This window comes from Paenarthrobacter sp. Y-19, from assembly GCF_029223985.1.
GTDB classification, from domain to species: domain Bacteria; phylum Actinomycetota; class Actinomycetes; order Actinomycetales; family Micrococcaceae; genus Arthrobacter; species Arthrobacter nicotinovorans.
On sequence record NZ_CP119414.1, the window covers coordinates 718,784 to 742,051 of the forward strand.

The following is a 23,268-nucleotide window of genomic DNA, read 5'->3' on the forward strand; positions in this document are numbered from 1 at the left end:
CCCTGCCAGGAGGGTCTGACATTTTTAGCAGCCCACCCCGGACAGGCTCCGGACATGGCTGACGCGGGCCGAAGAGTCTGGGGGAAAACTCCGACCCGCGCCAGGTCCAGGGGGTTGGCTAGCCGATGATCTTCATGGCCTGCCAACCGGTGCCGAGGCTAGTGGGCGGGACGTTGCTGAGAGTCCCGTTGCCGCTGCCTGGGTAGAGCCACAGGGTGTCTCCGATGCGGCCGATGACGTCGTTCTTGTTATCGCCGTCGAGGTCCCGGGGGCCTGCGATCGATGTTCGGTTGTCCCAACCCGCGGAGATTTGCTTCCATGCGAGCCATCCGCGGGTTCCATCGCCGGGGTAGAGCCAGAGGGCGCCAGTATCCGAACGCCTGGCCAGCACGTCTCCCGTACCATCTCCATTAAAGTCCCCGGTGCTCAGAATTGCATTCATAACATTCCAGCCGGTTCCAATCGTGATTGGCGTCCGGAGCCCGCCGCTGCCGTTGCCTTCGTAAAGGCGCAGATCGCCGGTGCTCCGCCTGGCGATCAGGTCAGGGATTCCGTCGCCACTGAAGTCGCCCGGGGAGAACAACTGGCTCATGGTGCTCCATCCGGTGCTCACCTGGACCCTGGCGCCGAAGCTGCCGGCGCCGTCGCCCGGGTAGAACCACAGGACGTCACCTGCACGGGCCAGCAGGTCCGGTTTGCCGTCCCGGTTGAAGTCGCCGGGGGTTATGGTGTCGGTGATCGTGGACCATGCAGGTGCCGCCAAGGCCGTTTGCCGCGGCCCCAGACCGCCTCCGCCATTGCCCGGGTAGAGGTACAGGTTGCCGGCAGTATCGGAGGACAAGACGTCGGCCTTGCCGTCGCCGTTGAAGTCATGGGACGACGGCGGCCCGGCTGCGGGAACGCTGTACGTCTGGGTTCCAATGGGTGAGGTGTTCCCTGCAGCGTCCACACCGATGTACTTCAGGGTCAGCTGTGATGTCCCCATGACCAGCGGAGCCGAATACTTGAAGTTGGTGGCAGACTCCGTAGCCGTGGGGCTGCTGCCGTCTGTGGTGTAGTAGATGCTTGCGCCTGGTTCATCGGCGGAAAGCGTGATGGTTGCCCCGCTGGCCAGCGCACGGCTGGTTGGGTTTGCCGTCACCACAGGCGCCCGCGTGTCAGGCGGAACGTTGTAGGTCTGCGTGACGACATCGGACACGTTTCCGGCAGGATCCGTGGCGAAGAATTTCAGGGTCATCGGATCCGGGCCTGCGAAGACAATCGGCGTGGAGTAGACCAATCCTGCAGTGAGGGGATCGCTGCCGTCCTTGGTGTACTTGATCACGGAGTTTGCCTCGTTGGACGTAAGCGAGATGGTGGTGCCCGGGGCGTAGGCGCCGCCCAGCGGATTGGCCGCCACCACAGGCTTGGTGACATCAGGTCCGGTGGAGTAGCTCTGCGTTATGACGGTCGACGGATTGTTCGCAGCGTCCACCGCGAAGTACTTCAGTGTCAGCGGACCATTCACGGTGATAGGCGCGGCATATTTGGCACTCGCCGTGGTGGGCGTGGTCCCGTCCAGCGTGTAGTAGATCGTCGCGGGTTCGTTTGCAGTGAGTGTGACCTTTTGCCCGATGTCGTAGGTGCCGCCGGGAGGTGTTGCCGTCACTTGGGGTGCAACGACGTCTGCGGTGATGTAGGCCTCGAACTCGGACAAGCCCACGTTCGTGGTGGAGCCGCTCACGGAGGTGATGTTGAAGCGGACCGAACTCACTGTCCGTGCCGGGAAGTTCACTGTGAGCCCCGAACCGTTGTTGGGCAGGGCGCCTACAGGCACGGTGCTGCCGTCGGAGAAGGCGAGGTTGCCGCCGGTTACCTGGTCGCTGAGGATCGGCCGGTCAAAAAGCGTCACGGCGTTGATGGTCCGGGCAGGGGAGAAGTTGTACTGGATCCAGCTGCCTGCCTTGCCGCCGTTGGTGACCCATTCGCGGTTGGCGTCCATGGGCGTACCCCATGCGTACCCGTCGCGGGCCTTCTCGGGGCTCTGCCCCGAGGCCTTCTGCGAGGAAGCGCTCACTGTTGTGCCTGCTGATTTGGCAGCATTGCCCGTCCACTCGATGGCCGTGATGTACTGCCGTTTGAGCCAGTCGCTGTAAGGCGGCGCCGGGCAGGGAGTGTCGCAGAGGTACTTATCGAAATCGGCGAAGCGCACAAAGGTGTTGACTTTGTTGGTCAGGTCCGCGCCCGTCACGTTCTGGGCGTACTCATCGATCACGTAGGCGTCGTATGCAGACGCCGTATGGGGACCCGTGTAGGCCCTGCTGGCCAGTTGGGCAAACTTTGCGGTGGCCCAGTGGTCGCTGTGGTCGTAGGGGTCCTGGTAGTTGCCCGTCCAATCCTGGGTCCGGAAAGTGGTGGGTTGGTAATTGGTTACGAGCTGGTTCAACGTCGTCTGGAATTGCGCCTTGGTGAACGCGGCGGCCCCGTCAACCGGACGGATGGAACTGAGCCGGCCGTCCCAGAGCTTCAGGATGCTCTGGCCGTTATAGCGGCTGCTGCCCTTCCCGTCAGGGAAACCATCCGGAAGCCGCATGAAGACGACGGAAATGTTGGGTGCGGCATTCAAGGTCTGAAGGGTGAGGGGCCGCCCCGGGACGCCCGCGTCGGAGGTGGTCCAGGCATCGGCAACGCCTGCCATTTTCGCGTAGCTTGCCCTGATGCCCGCTTCGAGGCTGTTCCAATAGGCGGCCCCTTCACCGGCTTCACCCGCCGTTGCGTACACGGTCTGCACGCAGCGCTTGGACTGGATGTCACGCATGAAATCCGGACTGATGAAAATCAGGTCATCATCGGTGTGGGCCACTATCTGCATGGCGCCGCCGGTGCCCGGGCACGGCGGGACCGCAGCAGCGGCAGGCGCCGCGATGCCAACGGTCAGGGCAGAAAAGGCAACAGAGGAACCCAGCAGGAAAACAAGGATTTTCCTGAAAAGGGAACGGGCAATGAGAAGGGCGGAATGAGTATGACGCCGAGCGTATTTTGGACGGTCCACAACCATGCTCCTCGAGCAGATGTTGGGCCCCCCAGCCGGCAAGCTTACGACGCCTCCGCGACGTCATTTCGGAATTCAGTTGGGTACTGCAAATACTTTTCATGGATCGAAAGTGGAGCAGTGATCGATACTGTACTCCTCGCGGAAATTCATGGCTAGGGTCCAGACCGGTATGGGCGAAATCCCAGCGGCGCGGGCAAGCCCGCTACTACGCTGAAATCATGAACCGCACCGCAGCTTTGAATCCAAGTCCCCGAACACTCGACGTCGAAAGCGTGGTTCATTTCGATCGGCTGGTCAGTGCCGGAGCCCGGTCAATGCACGGTTGGCACGCGCAGTCGCTGGACCTTCGCGGCTACTCGCGCCAGCTCAAAGCGATGGATCCGCAAGGTGCCATCTTCCTCGGCTGCACCTTTGACACCGGCGTGGAAGAAAGTCTGCGAAGCCGTGGCGCACTGATCTTTCCCAAGCTGCTGGGTGTTCCCTTTGACCCGTACCGCGGCACTCTCTACACCCCGGCGGAGCTCTATCAGGACATCCCAAGCACTGAATACGAGTCCACCCTCGACGCGCAGGTCTACCAGTGGAGCATCCTGCCAGGCCAGCGTCAGAGCCTCGACGCCACGCTCGCCGCAGCGCTGCACGATCACGCCATAGGCGACGCCCTGGACGAGGCATTGGATCAGGGCCCCTTCGCAGGAAGCAGGATTGTGGGAGTCATGGGCGGCCATGCCGCCCAGCGAGGATCCAGGGAATTCGCCGACGCCGCCCGGCTGGGCAGCCTGCTCGCCCAAGCCGGCTTCGCCGTCGCCACGGGCGGGGGTCCCGGTGCCATGGAAGCGGCCAATATGGGCGCCTACTTCAGCGGAAGGCCCGACGCCGAACTGCAGGCGGCCCTTGCGACCCTCGCCGATGTACCGGGGTTCAGGCCCTCGGTGACGGCTTGGGCGCGTCAGGCGGCGGCCGTCGTCGAACATTACCCGCAAGGCACCCCGACCCTCGGCATCCCTACCTGGTTCTACGGGCACGAGCCGCCCAATTTGTTCGCCACCCACATCGCCAAGTACTTCGCCAACGCCATCAGGGAAGCCATCCTGTTGGAAGTCTGCAACGGCGGGATCGTGTTCCTGCCGGGAGCTGCAGGCACGGTGCAGGAGATTTTCCAGGACGCCTGTGAGAACTACTACGGGGCGCCCGAAACCATTACCCCCATGGTCCTCGTGGGCCGCGAACACTGGGAACGGACCTTCCCGGCGTGGCCTATGCTGCAGAGCCTGGCCGCCGGGAAGCCCATGGCGGAGCGTATCTTTTTGGTGGACACGGTGGAGGATGCGCTCGCGGTGTTGGCCCGCTAAGACACAGCCCGGCTCAGAAGTCTTTGCTGCAGGGACCTGAACCCAGTTCCGCGAGCCCCGTCAGGTCGCCTGCGGCATATTCCCGTACCCACGATGCCTGCCCGAACATGAGTTGCCGGGGATCGTCCACGTGGTCCAGGCCCACCAGGTGTCCGAGCTCGTGCATGATGACTGCCACGCCGATGTCCTCCCCGTCCGGGGTGTCCACGATCCCGGCAAACTGTGGCGCATCCAGTGAGACTGTCCCGGTCACGTATGCCTTGTAGCCGTTGCTCAGGCCAATGGAGGAGCTTCCGCCCAGACCCACCGTCTGCCCGGTCAGGCGCGGTACCTGCTCCGGGGTACTCCAGGCGATCAGCACCGGCGCCCAACGGTCCCCGTATCTGGCCGGCTGATACCCGGAACGGTTGGGGGAGGGAACCTCGGAACTCGGCCCGTCGTAAATGAATCTCAACCCCGTAGCTCTCCCGGTTTCATGGACGGCCTTCTCCACAAGAACCTGCCAGGAAGCCGGTGCGAGGTCCGAATTCACCACGTAGTGGATGGGCCTGCAGGGCGAGTACGCCAAGGGCGTGCCGTCCTCTTTGACTGCCAGGAACTTGTACGAGCTGCTGGCTTGGACCAGCGGGGGCGGCGTGCCGAGGGGCGCGTCGGCTTCTTCACGTCCGGGCAGGGGGTCGTCCCGTTGTCCGAAGGGTGCCAGCCCGGGACGTGGCGGCTGGCTCTGGCTTTCCGATGATCCGTAGAGGAATTGCTGCAGCTCTCCGCCGAAATAGGCTCCGGCCCACACGAGTCCCAGAATGCCCAGCAGGAACAGGATGGCGGCGACGCTGCTGTGCTTGATCGGCGGGCGGGGCTCAGGCGGCTCGTGCGGACCCGAAGGCGGAAGGTAATGGGGCCGGGGAGGATCCGGGTCCGGCCACTTGGACGACCCATAAGGTTCCATGGAACCCCCTGACGTGGAGGCCGCGGACGGGCGGTGGGGCGCCGCCGTCGGCCGTATTCGCCAGCATAAGTCCAGTGTCCCCGTGAGTCCATGGCCTTTGTACCCAACGCCTGAACGCTGCTAGATGTCCTTGCGGCAGGGGGCTGATGCCAGGAGATGGAGGCCGTTCAGGTCACCGGCGGCCAGACCGTCCGGTGCCCCGATTTCCGGGTACATGAGCTGGATCGGATCGTCCACATGGTCCAGTCCCATCACGTGTCCCAGCTCGTGCTGCATGACGGCAAGGACGTAGTCCGCACCGCCGGGATCGGCCAGAAGTTCCGCGATCTGGGGTGTGTCCAGCTCCAGGCTTCCGGTGATGTAGCTTTTGGGGCCCTTGTCCAGCGAATACATGGTGCTGCCGCCCGTGCCGATGACCTTCCCTTCAAGGGCCGGCGCCACTTCTGGTGTGGTCCACGAGATCAGCAGGGGAGCCCACCGGTCGCCGTAGCGGTTGGGTTGGTAGGGCTCTCGCCGGTCCGCGGGTTGTTCGTCGGTTGTTCCGTCGTTGACGAACCGGATGCCCGAGGCTGCAGAGATATTGGCAATGGCCGTCGTCAGGAGGGGGTCGGTTCCTTCGGGAGCGGAGGCGTTGTTCACCACGTAGTGCAGCGGCCGGCAAGGGGAATAGCCCACCGGGGTGCCGTCGTCGTTCATGGCCAGGAACTTGTACGAATCATTGGTGGTGCCCGGTGCCGTCGGCGAGGCCAGCGGGGCGTCCGCTTCCTCAAGTCCCGGCGGTGGTGCGTCCGGAATGCGGGCCGAGGTGGGCTGTATCTTCCCGGTTTGCGGGCCGCCCGGGACGCTGACGCCCGGGAACAGTGCCGTGATGCGGGGGTCGCCATTCAGGAACCAGGACACCAGCACAGCGACCGTCGCCGCGATGAATGCCATCAGCAGGCCGAGCAGAACGCGCTGGGTTGTTCCCGATCGCCGGTGCTTCGGCACGTGCGTAGCTTCCCGCTCCCAGTCCACGGTTCTCCATTCCTCAGGGCCCTTGGTCACGCGGGGCAGCGCGGAGGACGAACCAACATTACGGTCTGCCGGGGGAGCAGTCCAAACTCAGACGATCGCCGCGCCGAACAGCAAACCGAGACCGTAGGTGGCAGCAGCTGCTCCCAGCCCGATGGCCAGTTGCCGCAGGCCGCGGCTGAGCGGCGACGTACCGGACAGCAAACCCACGACGGCGCCTGTCGCCAGCAGCGCGATGCCCACCAGGACTCCGGCCACCAGGAGCGCGGCCATACCCGTCATCCCGAAAAGGAAGGGCAGGATCGGAACGATGGCTCCCGAGGCGAAGAAGCAGAAACTGGACAGCGCCGCGCCCCACGCCGAACCCACCGATTCATGCTCATCGGCCACCGGCTTCTCGGGCTGCAGGGAGAGGCTGGGATCGCAGTCGCAGCTGAACAATCCCATGCGCTCGGCTGCCCGGTGCTCGGCGGCTTCGCGGGTCATGCCGCGTGCCAGGTAAACGAGGACCAGCTCGTTGTGGTCGATGTCCAGCGACGGGGCTGCGGTCAGGGTGGCCTGGGTGGGGAGGGTGGCGTTGAGCAGTTCGCGTTGCGAGCGGACGGAGACGTATTCGCCGGCACCCATGGACAGTGCGCCGGCCAGGAGCCCTGCAACGCCGCTCATGAGGACCACGGAACTCGGTACACCCGTCGCGGCCATGCCCATGACCAGCGACAGGTTGCTCACCAAACCGTCGTTGGCGCCGAAAACTGCAGCACGGAAGGTACCCGAGAGCCGGTTGCGTCCACGGGTCGCCAGGCCCCGGACTACTTCCTCGTGGATTTGTTCATCGGCCACCATCGCGGGGGTGGCGGCCGGCTCGGTTCCGTAGGGGGAGCGGCCCTCTGCACGTTGCGCCAGGGCCAGGACGAAGACCGAACCGAAGTTGCGGGCCAGGAACCCCAGGAACTGGCTGCGGGCGGAAGCTGCTTTGGGCATGCCTGCGTGCTCACCCAGGAGTTTGAGCCAGTGCGCTTCATGCCGCCCTTCGGCTTCGGCCAGAGCCAGCAGGATCTGCCGTTCCTCGCCGTCGCGGCGCTGGGCGAGTTCGCGGTAGACCGCAGCCTCGGCGCGTTCATCGGCAAGGTACTGCCGCCACCGCCTGATGTCCGACGCAGTGGGTGCTGCCGGGTCTGCGGTGTGGTGGAGGGCTGCGGGTTCGATTGCGGGGTCCGGAGCGGGGCTCGACGAACTGTGGGATTCCTGGTGCATCTGCACTTTATCTCCTGTGCTGGGTGGGGTAGTTGCGGCCCCATTGCACGCCCCACACTACCGCTTATTTGCAGGGTTTTTTGGCTGGTATTCCTTAGCTGGAATGTTCGGTGCACCGTAATTTCCGGCTCTGCTTGACCCTCGCTTTGGCCGGTGCTCAGATGGAAGGACAGGGGCGGGGAGCCTCCCCGCACTCGGTTAGCGGGCTCTTACAGGCCCACGGGACGGAGGTTGCACCATGGACACCACCGAATCACACGCCAAGTACCCGGAACGCACCACCATCGAGTCGGACCCGGCCTACGACTACGCCGAAGACCAGGAAGTGGACGAGCCCTGGGTTGAGGAAGTGGACGCCCCCGAGGACGATGAACGGGTGGTGCCGATCGATGAGACCGAGGAATTCCGTGGGGAGGAAGAGGAAATCTAGTCCTCGTCCCGGCTGCCGAGGGCGAACAGGCGCGGCTGGCCATCCCGTTTTCCTGTCGCGGCCACAGTAACCGTCAGGGTCCGGGACGCCTCGCACCACGTTGAGGGCCGGACGGCCTGGGCCAGCGCTCTGGCGATCTGCTGCGGATGGGGATGCCGGAAGAATAGGGTTTCGTTCCTGGCCACTATGGTGACCGTGCCCAGGTAAAGGTCGACGGCGGGAATCACCGTGACGTTCCGGGCTTCGGTTTGGCCGGTGGTGTTGTGGGCGTGGCTGGCATCGCTCTGATACGGCAAGGTGCTGCTCCTGTGGAGAGTGCTCTTGCCCGCTCGGTTGTCTCAGGTCCGGGACGGGCCGCTTCCTCATCCGAACCACCCGTGAACATGGGGTTGGTGCATGGCCAGTCGGAGCTTGGCGCCACATCTCTTGAAGCTGGGACAACAGTACCGCACCTGCGGTTGTGAAGGCCCTTTTGCCGGGGACACAACAACGGCGGTGCTGCCCCGCAAAGGGGGCGGCACCGCCGTCGGGTATTGCCTGGTTACTTGCTGCTGCCCACCGGGTGGACTTCCGGCGGCAGTTCCTCGGAGATGGCGCCGGCTACGCGCTTGTCCCAGGCCTCGCGGACGGCTGCGTCCGTGGGCGGAGTCAGCAGGGAGACCACGACGTAAACCACCAGGGAAGCACCGAGGCCCCAGTAGATGGGCTCGTTGGCGTAGACGCCGTCTTCGCTCGGGATGACACCAACCGCGTACATGATGAGCAGGGCCAGTGTCAGAACTGAGCCGACTGCCATGGACCATGCAGCCGCGATGCCCGTTCCGCGCTTCCAGACCAAGCCGCCGAGAATGGCGACCAGGAGTCCGCCTACCAGGATGTCGTAGGCGATGGTCAGGGCAACAACGACGTCCTGAGCTGCCATGGAAATCAGGACGGCAACGATGCCCAGGCCCAGGACCCAGTAGCGGTTAGCCTTGACGTCGTGCTCGGGGTTTTCCGTGTCGTCTGTGTTGATCGTCTTGCCGAACCAGCTGGCCACGAACGGGACAACGTCTGCGCGGGCCACCGTGGCGGCGGCGATCAGGGCGCCCGAAGCGGTTGACATCATCGCAGCCACAGCCGCGGCCATCACCAGTCCGCCGATGCCGACGGGCAGGATGTGGGTTGCCACCTCTGCGTAGACAACGTCCTTGCCGAGGTTGGCGACATCGATGTCCGGGAGGGCGACGCGGGCAGCCAGGCCGATCAGTGCGCCGGCGATGCCGTAGAGGATGCAGTAAACACCGGCGGTAGCTCCGCCCCAGCGTGCAACGGTGGCGGTCTTGGCGGTGAAGACGCGCTGCCAGATGTCCTGGCCGATCAGGAGGCCGAGGGTGTAGACCACGAAGTAAGTGATGATTGTCTGGACGCCGATGCCGTCGATCTGGAAGAAGCTGGCGTCAAGGCGCTCACGGATGCCGTCCATTCCGCCGGCTGCGTTCAGGACGAACGGCAGCATCAGGAAGAAAATGCCTACGGTCTTGATGAGGAACTGCACCTGGTCTGCCAGGGTGATGGACCACATGCCGCCGATGGTGGAGTAGACCAGCACGATGGCGCCGCCGACTGCGATTGCCAACCAGCGTTCCCAGTCGAAGAGCACCACGAAGATGGTGGCGTAGGCGCCGGTGGACGTGGCGCAGAGCATGAGTGTGTAGGCCAACATCACGATTCCGGATGTCTGGGTGGCTTTGCTGCCGTATCGCAGGCTCAGCATTTGGGAGACCGTGTAGATTTTCAACCGCTGGATGGTGCCGGCGAACAGGAGGCTAAGGAGCAGCACGCCGGAGCCGATGGCCACCACGAGCCACATGCCGGAGATGCCGAACTTGTAACCGAGGCCCACGCCGCCCACGGTGGATGCGCCACCGAGGACCACGGCGGCCATGGTGCCTGTGTAGAGGAAGGGTCCCAGGCGGCGGCCGGCCACCAGGAAGTCGCTGTTGTTCTTTGTGCGGGACTTGCCCCACCAGCCGAAGGCCAGCATGGCGAGCAGGTACACCACCACGATTGCGATATTAATAGCCGAAGATTCCATGAACGGTCCTTGGAGCTGATGCACGGAGGTTGGGGTTTTCGACGATACTCCTGCGATGCGTCGAAGTCTCTGTGCGGATGATTGGAGATTTGGGTTTGGAGCTTGGGGATGTGTTGTGTGCCTCACAGACAACACTTGTTGCCTATGAGGATATGTTGTGATCGGAGTAACAGTCAAGATCCTTTGGACTTGGTTACGCCCGCAGTGGCCCTGTTGGCGTGCCTCCCGGCTACTATTGCTCCAATGACAGGGCCACATGACAGGCCTGAAAGGTTCGTGAATGAAGGCTCTACCCGTTGAACCGAGCAATGTTCCCGTTGCCATCGGTTCCAGAATCCGCGCAGCCCGGCAAGCGCAGCGCCTCACCATCGAGCAGGTTGCGGACGCCACCGGGTTGACCAAAGGCTTCCTGAGCCGCGTGGAGCGCGACCTGACATCGCCGTCGGTTGCTTCCTTGGTGACCCTCTGCCAGGTTCTGTCCGTCTCCGTCGGCGACTTGTTCGCCGCGCCGGAGACCCATCTGACACGTCGCGACGACGGCCCCAGGATCTCGCTGGGCGGCCAAGGCATTGTGGAACGCCTGCTGACCGCACGTTCCGAGCGGCGCCTGCAGATACTCCAAGCCACCATCGAGCCCCGCGGGCGCGGCGAAAACGAGCTTTACGCGGTTGACTGCGACGTGGACGTGCTGCATGTGGTCAAGGGCCGCATCAAGCTCATCCTGACCAACGAAGAATACGACCTCGAGGAAGGGGATACCCTCTCCTTCCCGGGCCGCGAACCGCACACGTGGATCAACCCGACGGACGACACCGTGGAAGTGCTCTGGGTGCTGGTGCCCGCAGCAAGCCGGTAGTTTCCCTCCCGGCGTTGTGCACTCCCTCCCAGTTACCTCCTGTATTGGAAGCCAGGGACCGGGCCGATCCCCGAAAGTCCGGGGCTCGGCTGGGCAAAGCCGTCCACCAACCGGGCGGGATCGTCACGACGCAGCTTGAGAACCGCCTGGATCTCCGCGATCACGCGCTCCGGCTCGAACCAGATGACTTCCGGTGGGTACCTCAGGACCAAATACCCGTTGATGGTGGAGGCGTTGTTGCGTGCCAAGTCGTTGCGGAGGGCCTTTCTATCGGAGTGAAACGCGAAGCCGTCCACTTCAATAATGAGGAACTCTTCCAGAAGGAGGTCGACGCGCCCGATGCCAGGTATTGCCACTTGGGCGTCGAATGCAATGCCGTGGGTGCGGAGCAGATGCTGTGCATCGACCTCCACAATGGACTCTGCACGCAGGTCGAGATCCTTGAGCGCGTTGAGGACGGGCCGCGACCTGTCTCCCTGCAACTGTTCCTTCAGCAGTTCCAACGGCACACCGTGCAGTCGAACCGCCGAGATTGCCATTGCCGTTGAAGCGGGCGGCGCCAGGCAAGCCATGGCATGTAGGACTACATCTTCCACCGCGGCGATTGGGAGGCTGGGATGAGGTTCGAATCTCATGGTCCTGTGCCTGACGAACCCGGTGCCGTGACCGTGATCGCATGCTAGATGGTGGAGATCAGGTGCTTTGCGTATCCACAATCCGTAGTGTTGAGCTGCGCTGGCGCAGGAGACGTAGGAGTTGTAGCGGAGGGCGGTTGCCAACTCGGGTCTGTGATCCGCAAGCATGAAGATGCCCCGCCGGGGTTGTTTCGCACCCTTGCTTGGAAGGCGCGCGATGTCCCGGCGCGAATAGCCTGCGGCCAGGAGTTGTCCGGTCCGAGCCACGCCGCCTACTTTTTCGAGGTACTGGAAGGCGTCCATCGGACCAGTCCACAGGCTTCCAACGTTCCACGAAATGACGCACTTGCCGTATGTGGGCAACTCCAGCCGACGCTCCATCCCGGTTTGAGCTCCTGGTGGCGGCGCTCCTCCCCGGTTGCCGCCGCCCTTCGTCCCACGGGCCAAGCGGAGCGCCCGAAATCCGGGGATGAGCGGAGTCCGCGGGGGGACGAACTGGGGAGGAGCGCAGCCTGCGAAGGGACTAACCGGGCAGGAGCGTGCGAGGCGGCTAGCCCACGTGGACCCAGGGGCGCCGGGTGATGTCCGGCTCGGCTTCCCGGAGCACTTCGCGGGTGACGGGAGCGATCTCCCCTTCGCCGAAGAAGAGGAAGCGGCTCAGGTTCGAAATCGGGTTGCCCTCAGTCCATCGGAAGTAGATGTGCGGCATGAAACCGGTGACGTCGCGGATGTGGAGGAGTACTGCCGCCAGCGTGTTCGGCACGTTGTTGCTGTGCACTTCCAGGATCTTGAACCCGTGCCGCTCCTTGCCGACTACCTGGAGTTCCTGCTCGAAGTCTGAACTGTCGTCCACGATGATCTCGATGAAGACGGCATCGCAGTCCAGGGGGAGGTGGTTGGCCTGCTGGGCGTGCTGCAGCTTCTCCCGGTACCTGTCGGCACTGAAGCGTTTGGGTTCGTGCGCGATGATCCGGACCGGTCCGTGCGTGTTGTTGGCCGTGAACTCCAGGGCCTTCCGGTCCATCTTGATGTGCGTTGCCCGCAGCTCGAATGCCCGCCTCATCCTGGAGACGAAGCTGACCACCAGAATGCCAAGGATGAACAGGGCGGCAATTTTCAGGCCGTCCGGGCGCTCGATGGAGTTGACCACGGTGGTGTAAACGAAGACCAGGGAAATGAGGCCGAAGCCGATGACCTGTGCTTTTTGCTTCCTTCGGCGTGCCGACAGCGTCACGGCGATGGACGCGGAAGTGATCAGGACCAGCACGCCAGTGGCATAGGCGCCACCCTGGGCATTGACATCAGCCTGGAAGATGATGGTGACGATGAAGGCGATGACCGTGAAGACGAGGACCAGGGGGCGGAGTGCCCGCGCCCAGGCCGGTGCCATGCCGTAGCGCGGCAGGTACCTGGGAACAAGGTTCAACAATCCGGCCATCGCGGAGGCTCCGGCGAACCACAGAATGGCGATTGTGCTGATGTCGTACACGGTTCCAAAGCCATCGCCCAGGAACTTATGCGCGAGGTAGGCAAGGGCGCGGCCATCGGCCTTTCCGCCGGGTTCGAATTCAGCGGCCGGAATCAACATGATCGTGGTGAAGCTGGAGGTGATGAGGAACGAGCTCATGATGATCGCGGCGGTGGTCAGGAGCTTGTGGGCACCCTTGATGCGGCCGGCCGGATTGGCTTCCGTGTCCGTGGCATGGCCTTTGATCTGCGGCATGACGGCGACGCCTGTTTCAAAACCCGAGAGGCCCAGCGCCAAGCGGGGGAACACCAGCAATGCCAGGGCGATCATCATGATCGGATCGCCGTGGGAGGTGGTCAAAGCAGTCCACCAGTCCGTGATGATGCGGGTCTCGGTGAAGACGTGGCCGATGGATACGGCGATGACCACAAGGTTGAGCATCAGGAAGGCGCCCACCAGGACGACGGCCACGTTGATGGCCTCCTTGAATCCGCGGAGGAAGACGATGCCCAGACCCGCGATGAGCGCCAGGGTGATGGCGACGTTCTGGCCTTCAAGGAAGTCCGGCGCGAACGGGTTCTCGATGAGGTGGGCCGTGGCGTCGGCAGCCGACAACGTAATGGTGATCATGAAGTCCGTGGCCGCGAAGCCAAGGAGTGCCAGGACGAAGAGCTTGCCGCCCCAGCGGGGGAGGAGCCGCTCCAGCATGGAAATGGAGCCCTCGCCGCGTGGACTTTCCTTTGCCACCCGGCGGTAAACCGGCAGCGCTCCGGCCAGGGTTGCTGTGACCAGCAGCAACGTCGCCAGGGGAGAAAGCAGGCCCGCTGCCAGGGCGGCGATGGCGGGCTGGTACCCCAGTGTCGAGAAGTAGTCCAAGCCCGTGAGGCACATGACCTTCCACCAGGCCTGCGGCTTGTGGGACTCCGAGGGCTGTCCGTGGGGGCCTTGCCGCTTGCCTGAAGTGTCCGGCATTCCCTCAAGCAACCAGGGTTTGAGCTTGAAGGAATTCTTGGGCCGGTTGGCCGGGTCGGCCGGAGGCCTCGACAGGGTGGTCACGGTGTCCTTTCGCGCAGCACGGTACTGCTTCCGCATGGAGCGTATGGCCCGGTTCGACGCCGGGACACCGGTTTTTATGGAATCTTTACGCCTGCTGTGAGCGGCGTCTCATCCTTTTGGAAGGTTGTAAACAAGTGATGCATATTAGACAACTTTGAGTGTATGATGGGTGTCACAGTCCGCAGAATCAATCCCCCTATTCACTCAAGGAGTGGCGTACTTTGGAAGAGCTCCGCATCGAGGCCAACGGCAACCTGGGCCCCATCGATTCATCCCGTATCCCGCGCTACGCCGGTGCCGCCACGTATGCCCGCCTGCCCCGCCTGGACCAGGTCTCCAAGGCCGACGTCACCGTAGTCGGCGTTCCCTTCGACTCCGGCGTTTCGTACCGCCCCGGAGCCCGCTTCGGCGCCAACCACGTGCGTGAGGCCAGCCGTCTGCTCCGCCCGTACAACCCGGCCTGGGACGTCAGCCCGTTCGAGAACATCCAGGTAGCCGACGCCGGCGACATGGCAGTGAACCCGTTCAACATCAACGAGGCCATCGAAACCATCCAGCAGAACGCCTTGGACCTCACGGCCAACGGCAGCAAGCTGGTCACCCTCGGCGGCGACCACACCATCGCCCTCCCGCTGCTCCGGGCAGCAGCGGAACGCGCAGGCGAACCCATCGCCATGCTGCACTTTGATGCCCACCTGGATACCTGGGACACCTACTTTGGCGCCGAATACACGCACGGTACGCCGTTCCGCCGGGCCGTCGAAGAAGGCATCCTGGACACGGAGGCCATCAGCCACGTCGGTACCCGCGGTCCGCTGTACGGCAAGAAGGACCTCGACGACGACCACCGCTTCGGTTTCGGAATCGTCACCTCCGCCGACGTCTACTACCAGGGCGTCCTGGAGACGGTGGCAAAGATCCGCGACCGCATCGGCAACCGCCCGCTGTACATCTCGGTGGACATCGATGTCCTTGATCCGGCCCACGCCCCCGGCACCGGCACCCCCGAAGCAGGCGGCATCACCAGCCGCGAACTGCTGGAGATCATCCGCGGCTTCCGCGGCATGAACCTCGTTGGCGCGGACGTGGTGGAAGTCGCCCCGGCCTACGACCACGCAGAAATCACCGGAGTCGCCGGCAGCCACGTTGCCTATGAACTGGTGACCCTCATGGCAGACAACGCCGTTGAAGGTGACCGCCACGGTGCCCCGAACGGCTACGCGCAGCAGGCCCTCGGCGCCCGCATCCAGGAAGTCGCACAGGCCATCGGAGGGCAGCGATGATCGATTTCGATCCTGGCACAGCAGCTCCCACCAAGGGGACCAACCAGCGCAACGGTGGGGACCTCGTCGTCGAGACCCTTGAAGCGCTGGGTGCCAAGACTGTTTTTGGTATCCCGGGCCAGCACGCCCTGGGTCTCTTTGATGCCATGGGCCGCGGCAACCTGCACTTCGTGTCCTCCCGTGTGGAGAACAACTCGGCGTTCGCAGCTGACGGCTACTCCCGTGCCACCGGCGAAGTCGGTGTGCTGTTCCTGTCCACCGGTCCGGGCGCGCTGACGTCCCTCGCCGGCCTCCAGGAAGCGTATGCCACGGGTGTTCCCATGGTGGTTGTTGCCAGCCAGATCCCGCTCGACGGACTGGGCGCACGCCGCAAGGGTATGCTGCACCAACTCGATGACCAGAAGGCCTCGGCGGCGAACGTCACCAAGAGCCAGCGCCTCATCCAGCACGCATCCGGCATTCCGTCGGCCATCCAGGACGCCTGGACCGAGGCCATCTCCTCGCCCCAGGGGCCGGTCTGGATCGAAATCCCGCAGAACGTCCTGCTGGATCCGATCATGGTGCCCCCGGTTGAAGACGCGCTCGCCGAAGCCTTCGACAACCCGCCCCGGGTGGAGCTGGTCCGCGAGGCTGTGAAGTGGCTTTCGACGGCGGAACGTCCGGCGATCATCGCCGGTGGCGGTACACGCCGTGGGCGGGCCGAAAAGTCGTTGCTCTCGATTGCCGAGCAGTTGCGCGCACCGGTCATTTGCACCCCCGGCGGCAATGGCGCGTTCCCGTGGACCCACGAGCTGTCCCTGCAGTCGTGGATCGAGGACCGGTACATGACCGATGTCCTCGAAGACGCCGATGTGTTGATTGTGATCGGCTCCTCCCTGGGCGAGGTGACGTCGAACTACTTCACGTTCGAACCCCGCGGCCGCATCATCCAGATCGACGCCGAACCCCGGGTCCTCGAGTCCAACCGGCCCGGCCTGGGCATCCGCGCCGACGCCGGCCAGGCCCTCGCGGCCCTCGACGAAGCGCTCAAAGCAGCCGGAGCCGCGAATGCAACAACGCGCTCCTGGCACGGAACCGCTCCGGAAGATGTGGTCAAGGAATCCCTGGCGAAGGTCAAGGCCCGCCTGGAATCCCAGGACCTTGCCAAGGAGCTGAAGTTCATGTCCGACATCCGCGAGGCCGTCCCGGCGGATATGCAGACGTTCTGGGACATGACCATTTCCGCCTACTGGGGCTGGAGCTGCTGGGACGCCCGGCAGGGCCAGTTCCACTCCGCCCAGGGCGCCGGCGGGCTTGGTTATGGTTTCCCCGCGGCCATCGGCGGAGCCGTGGGCCTGGAAACCACCGGCAAGACCGGTGGTTCTGCACGAGTGCTGGCTGTCTCCGGTGACGGCTCCTCCATGTACTCCATCTCGGAACTCGCCACCGCCAAGCAGCACAACGTCCCGGTCACTTGGCTGATCGTCGACGACGGCGGCTACGGCATCCTGCGCGAGTACATGGTGGGCGCTTTCGGCCAGGCCACAGCCACCGAGCTCGCCCGCCCGGACTTCGTGAAGCTCGCTGAAGCCTTCGGTGTCCCGGCCCGCCGGGTTGCCCCGGAGGATGTCGGGGACGCGCTTAAGGCGTCCTTCGCAGCGGACGGACCCAACGTCGTCGTGGTTGAGACGCTGCTGAAGATGTTCGGCCCCACCCACCTGGACGACTAAGGCGATCAAGCCCCTAAAGAGTCAGCCCCCGCACGGAATACCGTGCGGGGGCTGACTGCGTTGCGGGGATGCCGGCGGCAAGGGAAGCGGTTAGTCGAGTTCGCGTTGGGTGCCTTCGGGCGTGGCCTTCACGGCGATGGCCGATGCCAGCATGGCGGCAATCCAGAAGACCGCGATGAGCCAGATTCCACCGCCGGCGGCAAGGCTCAGTCCGGCTACGATCATGGGCGTGAAGCCCGCACCGATCATCGAGGCACCCTGGTAGGCCAGCGATGCTCCCGTGTAGCGGTTGCGGGTAGGGAACTGTTCGGCGACGTAGGCGGCAATCGGGCCGTACAGGAAGCCCTGGACCAGTCCGTTGCCCAGGATGATCGCGGCCGCGAAGCCCCACAACTCACCGTTGCTCATCAGCATGAGGATCGGGTAGACCAGCACGGCGCCCAGGAGGGACGCACCAATGAGGACACGACGCCGGCCGATACGGTCGCTGAGGCGGGCGGAGTAGAAGCAGATCACCAGGGTCAGCAGCGCGGCAACAGCCTTGATATTCAGGACACCGTTCTTGTCCGCCCCGCTCTCGACGGCGACGGAGACGCCCCACACCGTGGTCATGGACTGGCACACGTAGAACGAGGTGGTGGCCAGCAGGCCCAGGACTACGGCGCGGGGGTTGTTCTTCAGTACGTCGAGCAAGGGCACCCGGCGCTGTTCGCCGGCAGCTTCCAGGCGCTGGAAGGCGGGTGTTTCGGCCACCTTGAGCCGGATGACCATGCCGACGACAATGAGCAATGCGCTCAGCAGGAACGGCACGCGCCAACCCCACACGAGGAAGTCATTGCCGGAAACCGCGGCGAACAAGGACAGGGCAAGGGTGCCGAGAATGGCGCCGGCCGGTCCGCCGGCGTTGGCGAAGGCGGCCGCAAAACCGCGGTGCTTCTTGGGGGCGTGCTCGATCGCCATGAGCGCGGCACCACCCCACTCGCCACCGACGGCAACACCCTGGACTAACCGGAGAAGGACCAAAGCCAGCGGCGCGGCCATGCCGATCTGGGCGGTGGTGGGCAGCAGGCCGATCGCCGTGGTGCCCAGTCCCATGATGAGCATGGACAGGACCAGCATTTTCTTGCGGCCAAGTCGGTCACCGAAGTGTCCGAAAATCAGGCCGCCCACCGGCCGGGCAACGTATCCCACGGCGAGCGTGACGAACGAGGCGAACAAATCAAAGCCGGGGCCGAGGTTGGCGAAGAACACCTTGTTGAAGACCAGGCTTGCTGCCGTGGCGTAGAGAACGAAGTCGTAGTATTCGATGGCGCTGCCAATGAAGCTGGATGCGAGGATGCGGCGCATGTCCTTGGTGTTCATGGACGCATCCGCCGAAGTGGCCGTGCCTGTCTTCGGGGCGGTTGGTGCTGAGCTCATGTGCTTCCTCAGTGTGGGTATTGGCTCGTCAGCGCTGACGGGCGAACGGGATGGTGTCGAGATCATTGGGAACCGTGAACGTCCCGGAGAAATGTTCCCCGGCTTCCCGCCATACGGCTTCGGAAGCGGAACCGGGCACGAGGTGGTGCAGGGCCAGGTGGCCGGCACCGGCAAGCTCGGCGAGCTTCGCGGCTTCGCGGACGCTGGTGTGGGACTTGTAGTGGTGGTCGCGGGAAGCCCGGCTGGACTCATCGGTCTTGTCTGCGTACAGCGACTCCACCCAGTTGAAGTCGATCGCTTCATGCAGCAGGAGGTCCGTGTCCTGCGCCAAGGTGATCATGTTTTGCGTGTAAGCGGTATCACCGGAAATGGTCACGGAACCCTCGGCGGTGTCGAAGCGGAAGGCGAATGCCGGGGCCACGGGAGGGTGTTCCACCAGGATCGCGGTCACGGTGACGAGTTCGTCGCGGTAGACCTCGAAGGGTTCCATGTCCGGCGTCGGGTTGTTGTTGGGGTGGTAGCCCGATTCCGCCGGGATCCGGATGTCTTCGGCGTGGAAGATGTCCAAGGGGCTGGGCCGCAGGCTGTCCAGGATGCGGTCGTTGAGGTCGGTGGCGTGCGCTTTCATGAGCTGCTCGAACATCTGCCGGGTACCCGGCGTCGGATTTTCAGGCGCCAGCGGCTGAGGCTCGACGACGGCGCGCGGCGACACGGCGGGCAGCTCGCCGCGGTTGCCCGGTCCAATGATCTTTACGGGGGAGTCGAGGCGGTCTGTCAGGGCGTAGAGGCCGAAGATTCCCAGCCCGGCGAGATCGTAGACGTGGTCCGAGTGCAGGTGCGTGATGAAGAGTGCCCGGAGGTCCTTGAGCTGCAAGCCGGACTGGCTGAGCCGCCGTCCGGCGCCCTGGCCGAAATCCACCAGGTAGAAAGCATCCCCCACCACCACGGCGGTGGCGATCCCGGTGCGCTCGCCGGTGTCAGCCGCTGCCCACCATCGCGGTCCGCCGGCCGTTCCGAGGGTGACGATGTGCGGCTTCAGGGATGACGTCGGTGTCATGGATGCTCCTTTGACTGAATGGGCTTTCTTCCAGTGTGGTGCGGACCACGTCACTTGTATAATCAATCAATTCAAAGAAGTTCATAAGGAGAATTGATGGGTGAGTTTACGCTTCGGCAGCTGGAATATTTCGTGGCCGTGCTGGACCACGGTTCGCTCACCAAGGCCGCCAGTGAAAGCAATATCTCCCAGGCTGCCGCATCCATGGCCATCGCCCAGTTGGAGAAAAACCTTGGCCTGGACCTGCTGATCCGGACGCGCGCCAAGCGGGTGGAACCGACGCCGGCCGGAGTTGAGCTCGGCGTCCGGGCCCGGCGGATCCTCCGTGAAGCCGCAGATCTCCAGGGGGCACTTCGTGGTTCCCATGAGGACATGCGTGGTCGGGTCGCCATCGGCTGCATGATTGCCATCTCGCCTCGCTTGATTCCCGAGCTGATCCATGTCTTTGCGGCCAAATGGCCGGAGGTGGAGCTCGACTTCGTGGAGGGAAACGCCGAAGAGCTGCAGCGTGCCGTGGGGGAAGGCGAGTTGGACGTTGCGTTCATCTATTCGCTCCAGGCGGTTCCCGGCGTCGAAATCCTGACGGTGGCTCCATCCCGGCCGCAGTTCATGCTGGCCGCCGATCATCCTCTGGCCGGCAGAGCCTCGCTGCGCTTTGCCGATCTCGCCGATGAGGATGTAGTCCTGTTCGATGTTCCACCAAGCGCGGAGCGGGTCATCGCGATGTTCCATTCGGCGGGCATCGAGCCGAAAGTGCGGTGGCGCAGCGTGGTGGCCCAGACGATCCGCGGCATCGTAGCCAGCGGCCGGGCGTACTCGGTAACGAATGTCTGGCCGGGAATCGAGTCCCTCTACACGGGAGCGCGCGTTGCGCTTGTCCCGATCGAGGACAAGGTGCCGGCGAACGAACTGGCAGCCGTGGTGGCGCCGGGCGTAAGCCGTCCGCGCCGCGTGGAGGAAGTCATCAACGCGGCCCGGGAGCTGACCCGCCCGGAGGCCTAGGCTCTTCTTTTAGTTTCCCAAAGCAATCAATCTGCGTTATAGTTGCTTTAGGCAAACAAAAAGGGGTGTTTTACATGTCTGTCGGTTCTGCCACAGCAACCGATCTAGTGCATCAGATCTTTGACCTGCAGCGGACTCTGCGCTGCGTGGTAACCGCGCACATGGCCCGCGTTCCCGACGTCGGAATGGCGGTCCAAGGGGTGATGCGGTTCATCGGCGAGGGGGAGACCCGTGCCACGCACCTGGCCGCGCGCCTTGGCGTGAGTGCGCCGGTACTGAGCCGCCACGTCGCGGAGCTCGAAGAACTCGGCTTCGTTACCAGGCGGCCGGATCCCGCAGACGGCAGGGCGCAGCTTCTGGCCCTGACTGAACGCGGGACGGCGAAGCTGCACGAATTCGAAGAACAACGCAGCGTGAGACTGCGGGATTACCTGGCGGATTGGAGCGAGGCTGACGCCCTCGAGGCCTCCCAGGTCATCAACAAACTCACCGAATCCCTCAAGGATTCAATCCGGGCAACGGCGGCCGGCTCCATCACAACAGACCAGACAGCTTAGGAGCCCACGCATGGCTACAGCAGCACCACAACATCCGCAGGCGGTGGACGCCGCAGCCAAGGCTGCCGCGCCCATGACCCACCGTCAGATCATGGAAGCCCTGACCGGCCTCCTCGCGGCCTTCTTCACGGCGATCCTCAGCAGCACCATCGTCGCCAACGCACTTCCCACCATCATGTCCGAGCTCAAGGGCACCCAGACCGACTTCGCCTGGGTCATCACGGCCGCCCTGCTGGCGAACGCGGCCACCACGCCCATCTGGGGCAAGCTCGCGGACCTCTTCGACAAGAAGCTCCTGGTCCAGCTGAGCATCATCATCTTCGTGGCCGGCTCGGTCATGGCGGGCCTGTCCGAAACCATCCCGCTCCTGCTGACCGCGCGCGTTATCCAGGGCATCGCCATGGGTGGCCTCACGGCCCTGGCACAGGCGATCATCGGATCCATGATTCCGCCCCGCGACCGCGGCAAGTACTCCGGTTACATGGGTGCCGTCATGGCTGTCGGCACGGCCGGCGGCCCGTTGCTGGGTGGCTTCATCGTGGACAGCCCGCTCGGCTGGCGCTGGACGTTCTTCGTCTGCGTGCCACTGGCCGTCGTCGCGCTGATCCTGCTCCAGATCACCCTGAAGATCGAGCACATCAAGCGGCCCGCCAAGATCGACTGGCTCGGTTCCATCCTGCTGACCTCCGGCGTGAGCCTGCTCCTGATCTGGGTCTCCTTTGCCGGCAACCCGGAGTACTACGACTGGGTCTCGTGGCAGTCGGCACTCATGGTCGGCGGCGGCGTAGCACTCCTTGCACTCCTGGTGTTCGTTGAAACCAAGGTTGCCCAGCCGATCATTCCGCTCAAGATCATCTCGGAGCGCACCACGGCGCTGGCCATCGTTGCTTCCGTTGCGGTTGGTATCGCCATGTTCGGCTCCTCCACGTTCCTGGGACAGTACTTCCAGGTAGCCCGCGGAGCCACACCCACCGAGGCCGGCCTGCTCACGCTGCCCATGATCGCCGGAAACCTCATCGGTTCGGTGGCATCCGGCATCCTGATCAGCCGCTTCGGCAAGTGGAAGAGGTTCCTGATTGCAGGCTCCGTTCTCCTTATCGGCGGGCTTGCCTTTGCAGGAACCATGGACCACACCACCGAACTCTGGATCGTGGCCATCTACACAGGCGTGTTCGGCCTGGGCCTGGGCATGCTGATGCAGAACCTGGTGCTGGCCGTACAGAACACCGTTCAGGCAAAGGACATCGGCACCGCAAGTGCATCGGTGGCGTTCTTCCGCTCGGTGGGTGGCGCGATCGGCGTCTCCGTTCTTGGCGCCATCATGTCCAACCATGTGAAGGACCTGGCGGTTGAAGGCATGGCCGCCGCCGGCATCCCCGTCCAGGGCGGCGCTTCAGGCGCCAGCATGGACCTGGCGGATATGCCCGCTCCCATCGCAGACATCATGCGTGCCGCCTACGGTGACGCGACAGCACAGATCTTCCTGATCTCCGCGATCATCAGCGTGGTGGCCCTCCTGGCAGTCCTCTTCATCAAGGAGCGCCCGTTGCGCCGCACCGTTGATGCCGCACCGGAAAAGGAACTCGTGGCCACGGCCTCGGGAGAGGCCGGCATGTCGCTGGACACTGCGTCCATGGACGCGGTGAAGACCGGCGACAGGGTGAAGACCGACGACGCCGCGAGCCCCGTGGGTGCCCGTCGTCCCCTTCCGGGGGCCGGGCGTGAGGTACGGCCGGAGGATTCCGGTTCCGACCTCGACCTCGAGTTCGCCCGCATCCTGACCCAGGAGCGGCCCTCAGCGACGGCCGACGTCAAGGAAGTACAGGAGCAACTGACACGCACGCAGTACGTCCTGGCCGAACAGCAGTTGCAGCTTAGCCGTGCCAACGTGGAACTGCAGGCCCGCTTGCGGGATCAGCAGACCATCGCGGAACAGCAGACCCGCACCGCTGAGGAACTTGCCGCGATCCGTAAGGAACTCAAGCGCGAACGCAGGCAGCAGGAACGTATGGCGTTGCTTCTGCTCCAGGGTGTTGAAGCGCGCCAGGAACACGGCAAGCACGCAGGCTGAAAGGCACTGACCCCACCCGGTTCGGGATTCCGGGCCCGCAAGGGCGGCTGC

18 protein-coding genes and 1 riboswitch are annotated in these 23,268 nt (G+C 64.1%); of the genes, 8 read left to right on the forward strand and 10 right to left on the reverse strand.

Annotated elements, in window-relative coordinates:
- Positions 1–118 precede the first annotated feature (118 nt).
- On the reverse strand, positions 119–3,037 hold the full coding sequence (locus PYR64_RS03415) for a chitobiase/beta-hexosaminidase C-terminal domain-containing protein (RefSeq protein ID WP_275778353.1): 2,919 nt from the start codon (positions 3,035–3,037) through the stop codon (positions 119–121).
- 215 nt (positions 3,038–3,252) lie between these two features.
- Between PYR64_RS03415 and PYR64_RS03420 the strand changes: the two genes are divergently transcribed.
- Positions 3,253–4,386 (forward strand): LOG family protein, encoded by a 1,134-nt coding sequence (locus tag PYR64_RS03420; RefSeq protein WP_275778355.1) that lies wholly within the window; start codon positions 3,253–3,255, stop codon positions 4,384–4,386.
- 13 nt (positions 4,387–4,399) lie between these two features.
- On the opposite strand, the gene PYR64_RS03425 is transcribed toward PYR64_RS03420, so the two are convergent.
- The 3 genes from PYR64_RS03425 to PYR64_RS03435 all read right to left on the reverse strand — a co-directional run bounded on the left by PYR64_RS03425 (position 4,400) and on the right by PYR64_RS03435 (position 7,597).
- Positions 4,400–5,332 (reverse strand): peptidase M10A and M12B matrixin and adamalysin, encoded by a 933-nt coding sequence (locus PYR64_RS03425; RefSeq protein ID WP_275778357.1) that lies wholly within the window; start codon positions 5,330–5,332, stop codon positions 4,400–4,402.
- Between the two features lie 120 nt (positions 5,333–5,452).
- Positions 5,453–6,346: a matrixin family metalloprotease gene (locus tag PYR64_RS03430; protein WP_275778359.1), complete on the reverse strand. Its 894-nt coding sequence runs from the start codon at positions 6,344–6,346 to the stop codon at positions 5,453–5,455.
- 87 nt (positions 6,347–6,433) lie between these two features.
- A complete protein-coding gene (locus tag PYR64_RS03435; RefSeq protein WP_035733445.1) occupies positions 6,434–7,597 on the reverse strand; it encodes a VIT1/CCC1 transporter family protein in 1,164 nt (387 codons plus the stop codon).
- 238 nt (positions 7,598–7,835) lie between these two features.
- On the opposite strand from PYR64_RS03435, the gene PYR64_RS03440 reads away from it, so the two are divergent.
- Positions 7,836–8,027 carry a hypothetical protein gene (locus PYR64_RS03440; RefSeq protein WP_018777074.1) on the forward strand — a complete coding sequence of 64 codons (192 nt, stop codon included), beginning with the start codon at positions 7,836–7,838 and terminating at the stop codon, positions 8,025–8,027.
- On the opposite strand, the gene PYR64_RS03445 is transcribed toward PYR64_RS03440, so the two are convergent.
- Together PYR64_RS03445 and PYR64_RS03450 are read right to left on the reverse strand one after the other, a co-directional pair.
- Positions 8,024–8,323 carry a hypothetical protein gene (locus PYR64_RS03445; RefSeq protein WP_064723898.1) on the reverse strand — a complete coding sequence of 100 codons (300 nt, stop codon included), beginning with the start codon at positions 8,321–8,323 and terminating at the stop codon, positions 8,024–8,026. The genes PYR64_RS03440 and PYR64_RS03445 overlap by 4 nt on opposite strands.
- Before the next feature lie 16 nt (positions 8,324–8,339).
- A riboswitch (SAM riboswitch) is annotated at positions 8,340–8,459 on the reverse strand.
- A gap of 109 nt (positions 8,460–8,568) precedes the next feature.
- The gene (locus tag PYR64_RS03450; RefSeq protein WP_018777076.1) at positions 8,569–10,104 is read right to left on the reverse strand and encodes a sodium:solute symporter; all 1,536 of its coding nucleotides are present in this window, start codon (positions 10,102–10,104) and stop codon (positions 8,569–8,571) included.
- Positions 10,105–10,384: 280 nt separating this feature from the next.
- Here PYR64_RS03450 and PYR64_RS03455 point away from each other — a divergent pair, with 280 nt between their 5' ends.
- Positions 10,385–10,960, forward strand: coding sequence for a cupin domain-containing protein (locus PYR64_RS03455; protein ID WP_275778365.1), 576 nt, complete (start codon positions 10,385–10,387; stop codon positions 10,958–10,960).
- A gap of 32 nt (positions 10,961–10,992) precedes the next feature.
- On the opposite strand, the gene PYR64_RS03460 is transcribed toward PYR64_RS03455, so the two are convergent.
- Together PYR64_RS03460 and PYR64_RS03465 are read right to left on the reverse strand one after the other, a co-directional pair.
- Positions 10,993–11,469: a DUF559 domain-containing protein gene (locus PYR64_RS03460; protein WP_275778367.1), complete on the reverse strand. Its 477-nt coding sequence runs from the start codon at positions 11,467–11,469 to the stop codon at positions 10,993–10,995.
- A 676-nt stretch (positions 11,470–12,145) separates the two neighbouring features.
- Positions 12,146–14,119, reverse strand: a complete 1,974-nt coding sequence (locus PYR64_RS03465) for an amino acid transporter (protein WP_275778369.1) — start codon at positions 14,117–14,119, stop codon at positions 12,146–12,148.
- A gap of 221 nt (positions 14,120–14,340) precedes the next feature.
- Between PYR64_RS03465 and speB the strand changes: the two genes are divergently transcribed.
- Together speB and PYR64_RS03475 are read left to right on the forward strand one after the other, a co-directional pair.
- Positions 14,341–15,402, forward strand: a complete 1,062-nt coding sequence (speB, locus tag PYR64_RS03470; RefSeq protein WP_018777080.1) for an agmatinase — start codon at positions 14,341–14,343, stop codon at positions 15,400–15,402.
- Positions 15,399–17,111 carry a thiamine pyrophosphate-binding protein gene (locus PYR64_RS03475; RefSeq protein WP_079581197.1) on the forward strand — a complete coding sequence of 571 codons (1,713 nt, stop codon included), beginning with the start codon at positions 15,399–15,401 and terminating at the stop codon, positions 17,109–17,111. The genes speB and PYR64_RS03475 overlap by 4 nt, the downstream gene beginning before the upstream one ends.
- A 90-nt stretch (positions 17,112–17,201) precedes the next feature.
- On the opposite strand, the gene PYR64_RS03480 is transcribed toward PYR64_RS03475, so the two are convergent.
- Both PYR64_RS03480 and PYR64_RS03485 read right to left on the reverse strand, forming a co-directional pair.
- Positions 17,202–18,530 carry an MFS transporter gene (locus PYR64_RS03480; protein WP_275778375.1) on the reverse strand — a complete coding sequence of 443 codons (1,329 nt, stop codon included), beginning with the start codon at positions 18,528–18,530 and terminating at the stop codon, positions 17,202–17,204.
- A 28-nt stretch (positions 18,531–18,558) separates the two neighbouring features.
- Entirely contained in the window at positions 18,559–19,587 is a 1,029-nt protein-coding gene (locus PYR64_RS03485) for an MBL fold metallo-hydrolase (protein ID WP_110505867.1), read from the reverse strand.
- 96 nt (positions 19,588–19,683) lie between these two features.
- Here PYR64_RS03485 and PYR64_RS03490 point away from each other — a divergent pair, with 96 nt between their 5' ends.
- The 3 genes from PYR64_RS03490 to PYR64_RS03500 all read left to right on the forward strand — a co-directional run bounded on the left by PYR64_RS03490 (position 19,684) and on the right by PYR64_RS03500 (position 23,217).
- The gene (locus tag PYR64_RS03490; RefSeq protein ID WP_079581195.1) at positions 19,684–20,589 is read left to right on the forward strand and encodes a LysR family transcriptional regulator; all 906 of its coding nucleotides are present in this window, start codon (positions 19,684–19,686) and stop codon (positions 20,587–20,589) included.
- A gap of 74 nt (positions 20,590–20,663) precedes the next feature.
- Positions 20,664–21,146, forward strand: a complete 483-nt coding sequence (locus PYR64_RS03495; RefSeq protein ID WP_018777085.1) for a MarR family transcriptional regulator — start codon at positions 20,664–20,666, stop codon at positions 21,144–21,146.
- A gap of 10 nt (positions 21,147–21,156) precedes the next feature.
- On the forward strand, positions 21,157–23,217 hold the full coding sequence (locus PYR64_RS03500) for an MDR family MFS transporter (protein WP_189076012.1): 2,061 nt from the start codon (positions 21,157–21,159) through the stop codon (positions 23,215–23,217).
- The last annotated feature ends 51 nt before the right edge of the window (positions 23,218–23,268 follow it).